This window comes from Halarchaeum rubridurum (assembly GCF_014647115.1).
GTDB lineage: Archaea > Halobacteriota > Halobacteria > Halobacteriales > Halobacteriaceae > Halarchaeum > Halarchaeum rubridurum.
The window spans coordinates 310,644-324,659 of sequence record NZ_BMOO01000002.1 but is presented as its reverse complement, the minus strand read 5'-3'; the positions used below and the strand labels follow the sequence as shown (position 1 = coordinate 324,659).

Here is a 14,016-nt window from a genome sequence, read left to right as displayed (position 1 = left end):
GGTGAGGAAGAGGCCTCTAGAATAGCGATGGATTTAAATCAATAAAGAAAAAACACTATCCGTAGTAGGGACAGACAGAATAGTAGTATAGTTGTCTCGTTTAACTTCTATCCTATTTGTACTTTAATCCTATTCTGTAACAGGTGAATCCATCTACCCGTCTTTCGGTTCCGGCAACAGTTGTTCTCTCCTGCTCCCCCCACCGGTCCCTCTACCGCGATTACTGCGGACAAAGTGGGGGGAGGGTCCGTCCCGCCGTCGTGGATTGCGGACGGCCGAAGAACAGCGGACACGGTGGGGTGTTCGCCGTCGGCGTTCCTCCCCGGGCGACTCCGGGCACCTCCTCTCCGACGTACCGCCCGGTTCCGGTTCCGTGCGCCCGACCGACGCGAATCCCTCCCTTCGTTTTGACTCCTCGGCCCGAGACGTATCCACACTGAACACCGGCTCGAAGGCGGTTCCGAGCCGTATTACTGCGGACACGGTGGTGTCGGTTCGGCTGTCCGGTTCCCCTCCAGTCACCGTCGTCGGTCGCGCTATCGGGGCCGACAGTTGCCGATGGGGGTGGGATCGACGGGTCGGCGGCCGCTCGCCCGGTCTCCGTCCCCCGCATCCAACACCACCGTGTCCGCAGTATCGGCGCGTCTCGACGACTACTACGTCAGATACTCCGATGATGGTTTCACTCGATACGGACCGGGGACCCTCCTTTCGACCTGCCCGCCTTCTCCCGGAGCCGTTCGACGCGTTCGTCGAGGTCGGGATGGGTGGAGAACCACCGCCGTATCGGGTCCCCCGCGTCGTCGTCGTCGCTGTGCACGTAGAGCGGTGAGAGGACCGACCACGCGGGCCGGCTCGCGCGCTCTATCTTCCGGAGCGCGCGAGCCAGCGCCATCGGGTCACCCGTCACCTCGGCCGCACGGTCGTCCGCGGCGAACTCCCGACTGCGCGAGTGGGCGTTGACGGCGAGCGTGAGCGCGACGAGTCCGAGCGCGATAACGCCGTCGAGGGCACGCCGAAGCCGCCCGAACGGGGTCCGTCTCCACGCACCCGGCCGTCCGGCTATCCATGCCCACCCCTTCGCCAGCCCGGTCGTCGACAGCACGGCCGGGAAGAGAGTGATGGAGAGGAGCCCCGTGAGCGTCTCGCCGACGCTGAACGCGAGCGTCTGCACGAGTCCGTCGTGGTTCTCCAAGTGCGCGAGCTCGTGCGCGATGATGGCGTCGAGCTCCGCCGCCGTGAGGAGACGAAAGAGCGAACGGTCGAGGACCACGACCCCGGTCCCGACGCCGCCGAGCGCGAACGCGTTCGGCGTCGGCATCCGACTCACGTAGAACGCGGGGACGTCCGCGTCCATCCGCTCGCAGAGCGCACTCGCGCGTTCGTAGAGCCCGGGTGCGCGCTCCCGCGCGAGCGGCTCCGCGTCGAGTCGCGCGAGGAGCCGTCTCGTCCCGAGCGCGTAGCTGAGAGCGCCGAGGACGACCGCGGCGACGGCGACCACCGCGAGCGCCGTCGTCGGGTCCGGCCGGGTTGCCCAGAGGGCCGCGAGGACCCAGTACGCGAGGACCGCGGTGCCGACGTACCCGACGAGGAGCAGGGTACCCACCGCCGCCATCGCCAGCCGTAGGCCCGGTCGTTTCATCGAGTGTACCTACGGGCGCTCGCCCGAAACGCGTTCCGGCGTCGTCCCCGCGGGCCGACCGTTTGATGATTGTTCGCTCACTGCACAGATACGTGCCAACGAACATCGACCGACTCGTCGACGCGGCGCGCGAGCGACTCGGTGACCACCTCCAGGCCGTCGTCCACGGCGACATCGAACACCGGGAGTACACCCTCGCCTACGCTCAATCCGGGTTCACGGAGCGCCACGAAGCCGAAAACGTCACGCAGGTCGTCGAAGAGCACACGCTCGAACGGATAGAGATTCCGTACCAGGAGTCGCTTCACCCGACGCTTGGCGACCTCGAAGTGACGATTCGCGTCTACGAGGACGGCGTCAACGTCCACGGGTGGGGATGGGACGGCGAGTCGAGCATCGTCGTCGTCTACCTCGACGACGACGTCGCGGACGTTCCGTGGGTGGTCGAACAGATACGGGGGCTCGGCGGGACCGACGGCTGAAGCTCACACGACCCGTCTCGCCGACGCTTCCGGCCGGACGCGAACGCCGGTCGGACGCGAACGCCCGCCGCGTCGCTCCACGCGGGTCTCGCGCCCTACGCCGAGCCCTTCACTTTCGCCTCGAAGGCTTCCCGCACCTTCTCGACCTTCGGCTTCGCGTGCATCGTGCAGTACGCGTCGTTCGGGTTCTTCGCGAAGTAGTCCTGGTGGTACTCCTCGGCCCGGTAGAAGGTGTCGAGCGACTCGACTTCCGTCGCGACGTCGTCCGCGTACTCCTCGTCGAGCGCCGCGACGTACGCCTTCGCCTCCTCACGCTGGCGCTCGCCGTGCGTGAGGATGATCGAGCGATACTGCGAGCCGATATCGGGCCCCTGCCGGTCCACCTGCGTCGGGTCGTGAACCGTGAAGAACACCTCCAGTAGGTCGGCGTACGAGACGGTGTCCGGGTCGTACTCGATTTGGACGACCTCCGCGTGGCCCGTCTCGCCCGAACACACCGCCTCGTACGTCGGCTCCTCGACGTGGCCGCCGGCGTAGCCCGAGGTGACGTCCACGACGCCCGTCAGTTCCTCGAACGCCGCCTCGATGCACCAGAAGCACCCGCCACCGAACGTCGCGCTCTCGGTCGCAGTCATACGTCCCGGTACGTTACCCATCCCTATGTAGTTGGCGCGCACGACATCGCAGCCGACCACTCGGCTGACTAGAGTGTCTGTGAAACAGACTGGTCAGACACACCCGTCCGCGACACGCGCCGTCCCGCGGGCGATACGGAAGCGCCCCGATTCGGTGTCGGAGGCGTGGACGAACCAAACTATGATTACTGATCGGGTCGAAGCCGGAGACATGCGCGCTGGCCGAACCGAACCGACGCGGGTAGCATCGACGACACTGCGAACCGAGCGGCCGTCGGGGGTGCGTGCGTAGATGTACGAAATCCTCGTGCCGCTCGACGACCCGGACCGCGCCGACAAGCAGATCGAGTCCATCCTCGACATGCCGCTTGAGACCGAGACGGTCCGTGTGACGCTCCTCCACGTGTTTACGGACAATCCCGAGGGGGCGTCCGTCGGGCAGATAGAGTCGGTCCACGAGGCGCAGGACCTGCTCACCGACGCGGGCGTGGAGACGAACCTGATAGAGCGCAGCGGGGACCCCTCGACCGAAATCGTCGAGGCGGCCCGCGACCTCGACGCGGACCTCATCGCGCTCGCCGGCCGCTCGCGGAGCCCGACCGGGAAAGCGGTCTTCGGGAGCACGACGCAGCGCGTCATCCTCGAGGCCGAGCGCCCGGTCGTCGTCCAGAGCGTCTCCGAGTAGCGCGACCGGACCCGACTCGTCGCCGGACCGCGTCGGTCACCGGGTCGGACCGTCGCCGTCTCCCTCCCCCGATACTGTCGAGTATCCTATAACCATCGAAACTGGTTTGTTCGTCCGTAACCGAATATACGCGTGAGCAAGCAGTACGTTCGTACCGTCACCGACTGGGGCACGTTCCGCGCGGCGGCGCGCGACGCACCCGACGGCGCGCGCATCCCCGTTGAGGTCCGCGTCCCCGTCGAGGACCCCTTCGACGCCTATCGACGGGCGCGCGGCGGACGCGTGGCGGGCGATGGGCGTCGGGACTCGTCGTTCTTCTACGAGACGGGCGGGGACGCCGTCGGCTGGGGGTACTTCGGCGTCGCACCCGCGGACGCGACGACCGTCGGCCCCGACGGAAACGGCGTCTTCGAGGCCATCGACGCCCTCGTCGCCGACGAGACGCTCGTCCGCGCCGGCTGCGACGTCCCGTACCCCGGCGGTTCCTTCGGCTACCTCTCCTACGACGCGGTCCGGGAGATCGAGGCGATTCCCGAGACGACGACGGACGACCGCCGCCTGCCGCGCCTCGAACTCGCCACCTACGACTGTCTCGCGGCGTGGGCGGAGCCGTTCGAGCCCGGCGACGACCTCCGCGTGGTCGCCACGCTTCGACTCGACGCGCACGACTCGCCCGACGAGGCGTACGATGCCGCGCTCGCGCGGGCGACGGCGCTTGCCGAACGCGCCCGTGAGGGCGACCCGAGCGTCGGGCCGGCACCCGCGTCGGACGCGACGACCGCCGCCTTCGAGAGCGACGCGGGCCGCGAGGCGTTCGCCGGGCGCGTCGCTCGCATCAAGGAGGCGATTCGGGCGGGCGATACGTTCCAGACGAACGTCAGCCAGCGCCTCCGCGCGCCGGCCGCCGTCCACCCCGTTGAGGCGTACGCGGCGCTGCGCGACGTCAACCCCGCGCCCTACGCGGGCCTCGTCGAGTTCCCGTCCTGCGACCTCGTCTCCGCGAGCCCCGAACTCCTCCTCGAACGCCAGGGCGACCGCCTCGTCACCGAACCCATCGCGGGAACGCGGCCGCGCGGCGAGACCGACGCCGAGGACGCCGAGTACGAGGCCGACCTCCTCGGCGACGAGAAGGAGCGCGCCGAGCACGCGATGCTCGTCGACCTCGAACGCAACGACCTCGCCAAGGTCTCCGAACCGGGCTCCGTCGCCGTCGAGGAGTACCGCCGCGTGGACCGCTACTCGCGCGTCATGCACCTCGTCTCGCTCGTCACCGGCCGGATGGCACCCGACACGTCGCTCGGCGAGGCCGTCGAGGCCGTCTTCCCCGGCGGCACGATTACGGGCGCGCCGAAACCGAAGACGATGGAACTCATCGAGTCCGTCGAGACGACCCGCCGCGGGCCGTACACGGGCAGCATGGCCGCAATCGGCTTCGACGGCGACGCCACGTTCAACATCGTCATCCGGACGCTCGTCCGCACGAACGCCGAGTACGCCCTCCGCGTCGGTGCCGGCGTCGTCCACGACTCGGACCCCGACGCCGAGTACGACGAGACGCTCGCCAAGGCACAGGCGCTCGTCGACGCGCTCGATCAGGCGCTCGCCGCGGACGCCGGCGGCATGGAGGTCTCGAAATGACCGTCCTCGTCGTCGACAACTACGATTCGTTCGCGTACAACCTCGTCGACTACGTGGCGAGCGAGCACGACGCGGACGTCGTCGTCCGCCGGAACGACGCCGTCGACCTCAACGACGTCCGCGCGCTCGACCCCGAGGCCATCGTCGTCTCCCCGGGTCCCGGGACGCCCGCCGAAGCCGGCGTCTCCGTGTCGCTCTTCGACACCGACTACCCGATTCTGGGGGTCTGTCTGGGCCACCAGGCGCTCTGCGCCGCCCGCGGTGCCGACGTCGTTCGCGCCGACGCGGTCGTCCACGGCAAGCCCTCGGCGATTCGTCACGACGGCGACGGTATCTTCGACGGCCTCCCCGACGCCGTCACCGTCGGCAGATACCACTCGCTCGCCGTCGACGCCGACACGCTCCCGGCGCGCCTCGTCGAGACCGCGTGGACCGCCGACGGCGAGGACGACGACGTCGTCATGGCGGTTCGGGACCGCGAGAAACCCCACGTCGGCGTCCAGTTCCACCCGGAGAGCGTCCTCACCGGCCGGTCCGACGACCCCGCGGACCTCTCGCTCGGCCGCCGGCTCGTGGCGAACTTCCTCGCGGGCGCGACACGCGACCGAGACCGGGGACGGAACCGCCAGCAGTGACGATGCAGTATCACGTCGACGGCGCGCTCGTGGACGCCGACGCGGCGACCGTGAGCGTCGCCGATCGAGGATTTCGCTACGGCGACGCGGCCTTCGAGACCCTGCGCGCCTACGGCGGCACGGTGTTCCGGTGGGACGACCACGCCGCGCGCCTCCGTGACACGCTCGACGCCCTCGGCTTCGAGCGCTATCCGGACGCGGCCGACCTCCGCGGACGCGTCGCCGAGACGCTCGCCGCGAACGACCTCGATGACGCCTACGTTCGTGTTTCCGTCACGCGCGGCGCGCAGTCGGGAAAACTCACGCCCGGGCCCGCCGACCCGACCGTGGTCGTCGTCACGAAGCCCCTCTCGCGCGGCGGCACCGACGGCGACGACGTCTGGGACGCCCCGGCGAGCGCGCGCGTCGTCGAGACGCGCCGCGTGCCCGACGCGGCGATTCCCGCGGCCGCGAAGACGCACAACTACCTGAACGGCGTTCTCGCGCGGAACGAACTCGACGGCGAGGACGAAGCGCTCATGTGTGACGTCGACGGCCACCTCGCCGAGGGCGCGACGAGCAACGTCTTCTGGGTTAGTGACGGAACGCTTCGCACGCCGACGCTCGACGGCGACGTCCTCCCGGGCGTGACGCGCCGCGTCGTCCTCGAACTCGCCGAACGCGAGGGCGTCGACATCGAAACCGGAACGTACGACCCCGACGCCCTCCGACGCGCCGACGAGGCATTCCTGACGAACACGACGTGGGAGCTCCGGCCGCTCGTCGACGTCGACGGGACGGCCCTCCCGGTCGGCCCGCTCACCGAGCGACTCGCGGGCCGCTTCGACGCGCTCGTCGAGTCGACGCACTACTAGAACCGAGACCCAGCCGCTTCGACGCGCTCGCCGAGCGGCGGCGAGCCGACGAGGGGCGGCCCCCTGCTCTCCCCTCTACTCGCCGCCGTCGACCTCCTCGCGAAGCTGCGCGAGGGAGGCGACGCGTTCGGCGTGGGCGTTGTGCTGGTGGATGGACTCGTCGTTCGACTGCTTCATCGTGACGACGGTCCCGTCCGGGAGGTCGGGGTACTCATCGACGACCTGCTCGGCCATCGAGCGCACGCAGTCCTCTACGAACCGGGCGTTCGCGTGCGCCTCGTACGTCATGTGGTCCTCGTCCGGGCGCTTCGCGAGGTTGTAGATTCGCGCGCTCATCGAGTCCCGCGCGATCTCGATGAGGTCGCGCAGGTCGACGTCCGGCGTCCCGGCTGTCTCGACCGTCAGCGTCGCGTGCCCGCGCTGGGAGTGGCCGGCCTGCGGGACGTCGCGGAGGAACGCCTTCACGTCGTCCTCCGCGACGCCGAGCTCCGCGAGCCGCTCGGCGGCGCGCGCGGACATCATCTCCTGACTGCAGGGACAGACGGTCATCCCGGTGACGCGGACGCCGACCTCCTCGCGCGTCTCCTCGCCCTCCGCCGCCGTCGCGGACGCGACGATGTCGAGCGTCGCCTGCGTGGCGCGCTCCGACTCGGGCGTCTCCTCGCGCGTCATGTACGCGGCCTCCATCGACACCACCGCCTGCGAGGTGTAGTCGTGCTTTTCGAGGAGTCGGTCGGCGACCTCGCCGCAGACGTCCTCGACCTGATAGGTCGGTTCGTCGATGGCCGACTGGAGCGTCTCGTCGATGACCTCCATGTTTCGGCTCATGTCGATTCCCTTGCGCTCCCGCGGGAGATCGACGTACACTTCGAACTCCGCCATCAGGACGACCGGGCGTTTCTCCGGCCGTTCGAGCGTCACCAGCTTCTCGACGCCGGTCACACCCACGTGGCTCAACCCCACCGAGACGTCCGGTGTTGACGCCTGCACGTCCGGAAGCTCGTCTGGCATTACTCCCCAGTGGGCCGCGACCCGTTTATTCCTTGCTCTTCTCGCCCCCGCCCGAGCGGACGCCCGCGACGCCGCGCCACCCCCGCCGACACCGACCGGAACGGGCACCGACGCGGCACCGCCAGGCGAACCCCATCCGCGAGTATCGGACATATTCGAGTTCGTACCAGGTGGCTAGGGTGTTTCGAACCCGAATCCACGCTCCCCGCGGCGACTATTTACGACGGTATTCGTGTAAAGAAACCCCCGTATCGTCTTCAGAGAGTATCACTAATCGACCTACGAGGGCGATATATCCGATACAGTCGGATAGCGTGTTCGCTGTCGGCTCAGGGCGACGTGGCGATGTACCGGTCAGCCACCCGGTCGCCCGCGACGATGTTTCGGACGTTCGCCGTCAGCTGGTCGATGGTGTCCTCGCGGCTCGCCCGCGTCATCGCCGCGACGTGCGGCGTCGTGACGACGTTCTCGAAGTCGAGCAGCGACGAGTCGCTCGGGAGCGGCTCCGTCTCGTACACGTCGAGGCCCGCGCCCCCGATGGCGTCGGATTCGAGCGCGTCGAGTAGCGCCGTCTCGTCGACGACGGGTCCGCGCGCCGTGTTCACGAGAATCGCGTCGTCCTTCATCGTCTCGAACTCCGCCGCACCGACGAGCCCCGTCGTCTCCTCGGTCAACTCGGCGGTGACGATGACGACGTCGCTCGCCGCGAGCGTCTCGTCGAGCGACGTGAGCTCCGTCCCCGAGAAATCGGCGTCGATGCTCGGGACGTAGGGGTCGCTCGCGTACAACTCGACGTTGAAGCCCGAGAGCAACGAGGCCACGCGCTTGCCGACGTCGCCGAAGCCCACGATTCCGACGGTCGACTGCGAGAGGCGCGTCCCGAGCGGGTACTCGTCGCGCCACTCGCCGCGCTCGATTATCGAGCGCGCCGTCGGGAGGCGCCGCGCGCTCGCCAGCGCGAGACAGAGCGCGTGCTCGGCGACGGAGAGCGCGTTGTGCCCCGGCGTGTGTGTCACGGTGATGCCGTGGTCGGCGGCCGCCTCCAGGTCCACGGAGTCGATACCCGTCCCGAGTTTGGCGATTATCTCGAGGTCCTCGGCGTGTTCGATGACCTCGCGCGTCATCGGAATCCGCGAGGTGACGAAGACGACCTCGACGCCCTCGACGGCCTCGAGGAGCGCGCCGTCCCCCTTCTCGATTCCGACGCTGATGTCCCACGACGACGGGAGCGCGTCCGTCAGTCGGTCGCTCGGCGTGATGTCCTGGTCGACTATCGCTCGCATGGGCGTGCATCCGCGGGCGCGTCACTTGTGCGTGCCGGTCGCCGCGACGGTCCCGGGTGCGCCGATTGACCGATAGGTTTTTGCACCCGTTAGCTGAATCAGGAGACATAGCGAGCACGTTTACGTGCTGGTGTCACAGATGAATCCGAACCTAACCGAGGTCACCGTTATCGGTGACGACGATACGGGGGTACTCACCCGAGTCACGTCGGTGCTGTTCGAGCACGACGTCGAACTCGAAGAACTCGACCAGCAGGAAGAACAGGGCGTGTTCCGCGTGAAGGCGCTCGCCGACACGTCCGACGCGGACGAGGACGCCCTCGAAGACGACCTCGCGGCGGCCTGCGACGAGCTCGACGTCGACCTGCGCGTCCGCTTCCCCGAGGACCGGGGCGGGGACTCGCTCGGCGTCCTCGTCACGAAGGAGAGCCACTGCCTGGAGGCGATGCTCGACGCCGTCGAGAGCGGGGCCCTCGACGCCGACGTCGAAGTCGTCATCGGGAACCACTCGACGCTCGCCGACATCGCGGAGGACCACGACGTCCCCTTCCACGACGTCGGCGACGAGAACGGGAACCCCGACGAGAGCGAGATTCTCGACCTCCTCGACGAGTACGACGTCGACGTCGTCGCCCTCGCGCGCTACATCCAGATAATCAGCCCGGAACTCGTCTTCCACTACGAGAACCGCATCATCAACGTCCACCCGAGCCTCCTGCCCGCCTTCCCCGGCGCGGCCGCCTACCGGCAGGCCGTCAACAAGGGCGCGCGGATAGCCGGCGTCACCGCCCACTACGTCACGCCGAACCTCGACCAGGGCCCGATCATCACGCAGCGCGCGTTCAACGTCCCGGACGACGCCAAGGAGGCCGACCTCCAGGAGCAGGGCCAGCCCCTCGAGGCCGACGCGCTCATCGAAGCCGTCCGCCTCCACGTCGAGGGCGCACTCGAAGTCGCCGACGGCCGCACGTACGTCGACGACGCGGACGCCGACCTCGGGCTCCCCGCGGAAGTCCGGGAGCTCAACCCGTCGGAGCCGACCGACCGGAACTGAGCCGACTCGCGGACGCCCCGCTCGTCGTCTCCGTCCGTCGCACCGTCACGAGCGCAGCGAGCACTCGACCGCCGTCCGACCCGATTCTGCCGTTCGTCGCCCGTCACACAGCCCCGCCGCTCGCCGTTCGTCACTCGCGTCAGAATCCGCCGTCGAAGAAACGTCGATGACCGCGTTCGGCCGTTAGTTCAGTCGACCCTTCCGCCACGACTCCGTGTCCGGCACCTGATTGAAGGTGTAGATGTGGAGCGACTGGATGTTGTACTCGGGGTCGTCGGCGTGCGGCTGGAGGCCGTCGATCAGCGCGTCGGGCGTGTAGTTCCCGCGCGAGCCGATGAGCTGGCGGAGGAAGCCGATGATCCCGTTCGTCTTCTGGAGGAAGCGAATGGAGTCACCGACGCCGACCTTTCGGGAGATGGAGAGGAGCCGGGAGTACTTCATGACGCCCGGAATCCCGACGACGACGGGGAGGTCGACGCCCCGCGCGCGGATTTCCTCGATCCACTCGAGCACGGCGTTCGGGTCGAAGCAGAGCTGCGTGGCGATGTACGTCGCGTACGGCGCCTTGTTGTCCATCGACTCGGCGAGCGTCTCGTCCGAGAGGAAGTCGTGGCCCTCGGGGTAGCCGGTGATGCCGACATCCTCGAAGTCGTAGTCGATGCGTTCGAGCCCCTGCAGGAGGTCGTACGCGGACTCGTAGTCGCCGATTGGCTCCTCGCGGTCGCCACCCGGGACGAAGATGTCGTCGACACCGAGCTCGGTGAGCTGCTCCGCGATCTCGGCGAGGTGGTCGTCGCCGCGAACGTACCGCGCGGAGACGTGGGGAACGGCCTCGAAGCCCTGTTCGACCGCTTCCTCGGTGGCCTCGATGGTCCGCTCGATGCCGAGCTGCGGCGAGGCCGTAATCGTGACCGTCGCCCCGTCGGGCAGGTGTTTGATCTGGTCGCCGAACGTGTCGAAGGGCATCAGTTCGTAGCGCGGGTCAGCGAGCAGCGTCGTGGAGTCGCGGGACGTCGATGTTGTTTGTGCCATGATGTGTCTCCGGTCTACCGCGGTCGTCCCACCGTGGCCTCGCCGTCGCGCGCGGCGGCCGTCGGCCCGGTCGGTCGGACGTACTCACGGTACATCACTTACATGATACGGTATCAGCGACATAAGCCTTGCCCTCGTTCGTGTCGCCGAGCCGACGCGCGGACCAGTCCTGGACGCGACGAACACCTCCGAGAATATCGGACGAACGTCCGCTTGCCGCCCGCCCAATCGTTCGAACGGACGCGTCAGCGGTCTCGACGGCCACGGGGCACGCACGAGTTTACGGAGTTATCGGTGTCAAACGGCGGCGGAAATATCGGAAAGAGAACTATTAGGGGCCGGAGGCGCCGCCAATTTTCCGATTATCTCGGATACACTCTGACAATCTATCGTGTAGGTCTCGCGGGCGAGCTCGTCCCGGCGGCGGTGACCGCGCTCCCCGCCGACGGGCACACTCCATTAGTCCCACGCGCGAGGGCACCCGTTCGGGTGGTGTGGTGAATCGCACCACGAAAGTATTAAATAGACCAGGCACAACTGATGAGTTACGACTCACCATGAGCAGAGAGTGGTCATTCAGCGACAGTATGGAAGAGGCAGTCGAAGCGGCCGGAAGCCCGCTCGACCTGATGCGCAACCTCGGCGTCGGCAAGTTTACCGAGGTCCCCGACGAGTACACCCACTGGATCGAAGAGCAGCGCTCCTGGGCCGAATCCGTCGCCTTCGCCGACCAGTCCTACCACATGTCGGACCTTCGCATCAAGGGTCCCGACGCCGTCGAGTTCCTCTCGGACTTCGCCGTCAACAACTTCGAGGGCTACGAGGTCGGGCAGGCGAAGCAGCTCGTCGTCGCCAACCCCAACGGGAACTTCCTCGGTGACGCCATCCTCTTCCACGAGGAGGAGAACAACCTCCTGAGCGTCGGCGCTCAGGCCGGTCACAACTGGCTGCGCTACAACATCGAGACCGGCGACTACGACGTCGAGTACGAGTACCAGCCGCGCCCCGCCGCGACGGGCAACGACCCCAACGACTACCGCTACCAGGTCCAGGGTCCCGACGCCGTCGAGGTCATGCGCGAGGCCGCCGACGATCCGCTCCCGGACCTCGGCTTCTTCAACTTCGAGACGATCACGATCAACGGCGTGGAGACGAACCTGCTCCGCCACGGCATGGCGGGCGAGTCCGGGTTCGAGTTCTGGGGTCCCTACGAGGAGCGCGAGGAGATTCGCTCCGCGATCCTCGAGGCCGGTGAGGACTACGACATCCGCCGCCTCGGTGCCGAGAGCTACCAGACGGCGAACGTCATCCTCGGGTGGCTCCCGCTCGTCGTCCCCGCCATCTTCAGCGACGAGATGGAGGACTACCGCGAGTGGCTCGACGTCCGCGACGGCCTCCTCTCCGTCGGCGGCAGCTACGACTCCGAGGACATCTCGGACTACTACGTCACGCCGGTCGAACTCGGCTACGACCACATCATCAGCTTCGACAACGACTTCGTCGGCCGCGAGGCCCTCGAAGCGGAGATCGACAACCCCGAGCGCAAGAAGGTCACGCTCGAGTGGGACGCCGACGACCTCCAGAAGGTTCGCGGCTCCCTCTTCGAGGACGGCGAGACGAACGAGTACATGAACTTCCCGCACCCGCGTAACGCGGCCTGCCCGTACGACGAGGTCCTCGTCGACGGCGAGCACGTCGGTGTCTCCACCGACAAGAGCTACGTCTACAACGAGCGGAAGTTCCTCTCCCTCGCGGTCCTCGACACCGAGTACACCGAGCCCGGCACCGAGGTCACCATCGTCTGGGGCGAGCCCGACGGCGGCGAGGAGAACCCGGTCGTCGAGCGCCACGAACAGACCGAGATTACCGCGACCGTCCACCCCGCCCCGTACGGCGAGGACAAGCGGTAACACCACCCCACCGACCCGCGGGTTCCCCTCCTCGTGAGGGGGCGTGCATGTAACTCGCGGCTCCCTGCGCGGCTTTTGTCCCACCTCGCGTTCGCCGGACGCATCGAAGGTATTTTGTGCTCCGATGACTCACTATTCCGATAACGGCCCCGAGACTGCGCTCGCCGTCGGCTCGGCGGGCTGACGTCACCGTCCGGGGTTCGCGCGGCGACAACAAGGTGCTATCCAATATGGCCGACATTATCGACGGGAACGCGGTTAGTGATCGTATCAAGGACGAGCTGAGCGAGAACGTCGACGCCCTCGCCGACGAGGACGTGACGCCGGGGCTCGCCACCGTGCTGATGAGCGACGACGGCGCGAGCGAGACGTACGTCTCGATGAAACAGCGCGCCTGCGAGAACATCGGCATCAACAGCGTACACGTCGAAATCGACCCCGAGGCTCCCGAGCAGGAGCTCCTCGACAAGGTCGACGAGCTGAACGAGGACCCCGAGGTCCACGGCATCCTCGTTCAGATGCCGGTCCCCGACCACGTCGACGAGCGCAAGGTCCTCCAGCGCATCGACCCGATGAAGGACGTCGACGGCTTCCACCCGGAGAACGTCGGTCGCCTCGTCGCGGGCGACGCGCGCTTCAAGCCCTGCACGCCCCACGGCGTCCAAATCCTCCTCGGTGCCGCGGACGTCGACACGACCGGGAAGGACGTCACCATCGTCGGGCGCTCCAACATCGTCGGCAAGCCGCTGGCGAACCTCCTCGTCCAGTCCGGCGAGAACGCGAACGCGACCGTGACCGTCTGTCACTCCAAGACGCAGAACCTCGAGGAGAAGACGAAGGCGGCCGACATCGTCGTCGCCGCCGTCGGCGTCCCCGAGCTCATCGACGGCTCGATGCTCAGTGAGGGCACCACCGTCATCGACGTCGGCGTCAACCGCGTCGACGCGGACACGGAGAAGGGCTACGAGCTCGTCGGTGACGTCGAGTTCGAGAGCGCAAAGGAGAAGGCGGACGCCATCACGCCGGTTCCCGGTGGCGTCGGCCCGATGACCATCGCCATGCTCCTCTACAACACCGTGAAGGCGGCCGGCCTCCAGCACGGCGTCGAGGTCGACCTCCCCGACGCCTGAGGACGCGCCCCCGACCGTCTCGCCG

General features: G+C 67.7%; 13 protein-coding genes. 8 read left to right on the top strand and 5 right to left on the bottom strand.

What is annotated here, in order from left to right; genetic code table 11:
- Positions 1–682: 682 nt before the first annotated feature.
- Positions 683–1,642 (bottom strand): M48 family metallopeptidase, encoded by a 960-nt coding sequence (locus IEX84_RS05010; protein WP_229732310.1) that lies wholly within the window; start codon positions 1,640–1,642, stop codon positions 683–685.
- A 92-nt stretch (positions 1,643–1,734) separates the two neighbouring features.
- On the opposite strand from IEX84_RS05010, the gene IEX84_RS05005 reads away from it, so the two are divergent.
- Positions 1,735–2,124, top strand: coding sequence for a hypothetical protein (locus tag IEX84_RS05005; protein ID WP_188870459.1), 390 nt, complete (start codon positions 1,735–1,737; stop codon positions 2,122–2,124).
- 95 nt (positions 2,125–2,219) lie between these two features.
- Here IEX84_RS05005 and msrA read toward each other — a convergent pair whose 3' ends face one another.
- Positions 2,220–2,759, bottom strand: a complete 540-nt coding sequence (gene msrA / locus IEX84_RS05000) for a peptide-methionine (S)-S-oxide reductase MsrA (RefSeq protein WP_188870457.1) — start codon at positions 2,757–2,759, stop codon at positions 2,220–2,222.
- Positions 2,760–3,051: 292 nt separating this feature from the next.
- Here msrA and IEX84_RS04995 point away from each other — a divergent pair, with 292 nt between their 5' ends.
- The 4 genes from IEX84_RS04995 to IEX84_RS04980 all read left to right on the top strand — a co-directional run bounded on the left by IEX84_RS04995 (position 3,052) and on the right by IEX84_RS04980 (position 6,571).
- The gene (locus tag IEX84_RS04995) at positions 3,052–3,444 is read left to right on the top strand and encodes a universal stress protein (RefSeq protein WP_188870455.1); all 393 of its coding nucleotides are present in this window, start codon (positions 3,052–3,054) and stop codon (positions 3,442–3,444) included.
- Positions 3,445–3,576: 132 nt separating this feature from the next.
- On the top strand, positions 3,577–5,082 hold the full coding sequence (pabB, locus tag IEX84_RS04990) for an aminodeoxychorismate synthase, component I (protein WP_188870454.1): 1,506 nt from the start codon (positions 3,577–3,579) through the stop codon (positions 5,080–5,082).
- Positions 5,079–5,717: an anthranilate synthase component II gene (locus tag IEX84_RS04985; protein WP_188870452.1), complete on the top strand. Its 639-nt coding sequence runs from the start codon at positions 5,079–5,081 to the stop codon at positions 5,715–5,717. Before pabB ends, IEX84_RS04985 begins: the two co-directional genes overlap by 4 nt.
- Before the next feature lie 2 nt (positions 5,718–5,719).
- Positions 5,720–6,571 (top strand): aminotransferase class IV, encoded by an 852-nt coding sequence (locus IEX84_RS04980; RefSeq protein WP_188870450.1) that lies wholly within the window; start codon positions 5,720–5,722, stop codon positions 6,569–6,571.
- Between the two features lie 75 nt (positions 6,572–6,646).
- Here IEX84_RS04980 and mptA read toward each other — a convergent pair whose 3' ends face one another.
- The gene (mptA, locus tag IEX84_RS04975) at positions 6,647–7,582 is read right to left on the bottom strand and encodes a GTP cyclohydrolase MptA (protein WP_188870448.1); all 936 of its coding nucleotides are present in this window, start codon (positions 7,580–7,582) and stop codon (positions 6,647–6,649) included.
- A gap of 329 nt (positions 7,583–7,911) precedes the next feature.
- Positions 7,912–8,865, bottom strand: a complete 954-nt coding sequence (locus IEX84_RS04970; protein ID WP_188870446.1) for an NAD(P)-dependent oxidoreductase — start codon at positions 8,863–8,865, stop codon at positions 7,912–7,914.
- A gap of 139 nt (positions 8,866–9,004) precedes the next feature.
- Between IEX84_RS04970 and IEX84_RS04965 the strand changes: the two genes are divergently transcribed.
- Positions 9,005–9,919: a formyltetrahydrofolate deformylase gene (locus IEX84_RS04965; RefSeq protein ID WP_188870444.1), complete on the top strand. Its 915-nt coding sequence runs from the start codon at positions 9,005–9,007 to the stop codon at positions 9,917–9,919.
- A 183-nt stretch (positions 9,920–10,102) separates the two neighbouring features.
- Here IEX84_RS04965 and IEX84_RS04960 read toward each other — a convergent pair whose 3' ends face one another.
- Positions 10,103–10,951, bottom strand: a complete 849-nt coding sequence (locus IEX84_RS04960; protein ID WP_188870442.1) for a methylenetetrahydrofolate reductase — start codon at positions 10,949–10,951, stop codon at positions 10,103–10,105.
- Between the two features lie 587 nt (positions 10,952–11,538).
- Here IEX84_RS04960 and IEX84_RS04955 point away from each other — a divergent pair.
- Both IEX84_RS04955 and IEX84_RS04950 read left to right on the top strand, forming a co-directional pair.
- On the top strand, positions 11,539–12,861 hold the full coding sequence (locus IEX84_RS04955; RefSeq protein ID WP_188870440.1) for an aminomethyl transferase family protein: 1,323 nt from the start codon (positions 11,539–11,541) through the stop codon (positions 12,859–12,861).
- Positions 12,862–13,091: 230 nt separating this feature from the next.
- Entirely contained in the window at positions 13,092–13,991 is a 900-nt protein-coding gene (locus tag IEX84_RS04950) for a tetrahydrofolate dehydrogenase/cyclohydrolase catalytic domain-containing protein (RefSeq protein WP_188870438.1), read from the top strand.
- Positions 13,992–14,016 lie beyond the last annotated feature (25 nt).

Bases quoted from the DNA above. Each gene is read 5' to 3' on its own strand.
- IEX84_RS05010 (WP_229732310.1), bottom strand. From the start codon at position 1,642: ATGAAACGACCGGGCCTACGGCTGGCGATGGCGGCGGTGGGTACCCTG.
- msrA (WP_188870457.1), bottom strand. From the start codon at position 2,759: ATGACTGCGACCGAGAGCGCGACGTTCGGTGGCGGGTGCTTCTGGTGC.
- IEX84_RS04995 (WP_188870455.1), top strand. From the start codon at position 3,052: ATGTACGAAATCCTCGTGCCGCTCGACGACCCGGACCGCGCCGACAAG.
- IEX84_RS04985 (WP_188870452.1), top strand. From the start codon at position 5,079: ATGACCGTCCTCGTCGTCGACAACTACGATTCGTTCGCGTACAACCTC.
- IEX84_RS04980 (WP_188870450.1), top strand. From the start codon at position 5,720: ATGCAGTATCACGTCGACGGCGCGCTCGTGGACGCCGACGCGGCGACC.
- mptA (WP_188870448.1), bottom strand. From the start codon at position 7,582: ATGCCAGACGAGCTTCCGGACGTGCAGGCGTCAACACCGGACGTCTCG.
- IEX84_RS04970 (WP_188870446.1), bottom strand. From the start codon at position 8,865: ATGCGAGCGATAGTCGACCAGGACATCACGCCGAGCGACCGACTGACG.
- IEX84_RS04965 (WP_188870444.1), top strand. From the start codon at position 9,005: ATGAATCCGAACCTAACCGAGGTCACCGTTATCGGTGACGACGATACG.
- IEX84_RS04960 (WP_188870442.1), bottom strand. From the start codon at position 10,951: ATGGCACAAACAACATCGACGTCCCGCGACTCCACGACGCTGCTCGCT.
- IEX84_RS04955 (WP_188870440.1), top strand. From the start codon at position 11,539: ATGGAAGAGGCAGTCGAAGCGGCCGGAAGCCCGCTCGACCTGATGCGC.
- IEX84_RS04950 (WP_188870438.1), top strand. From the start codon at position 13,092: ATGGCCGACATTATCGACGGGAACGCGGTTAGTGATCGTATCAAGGAC.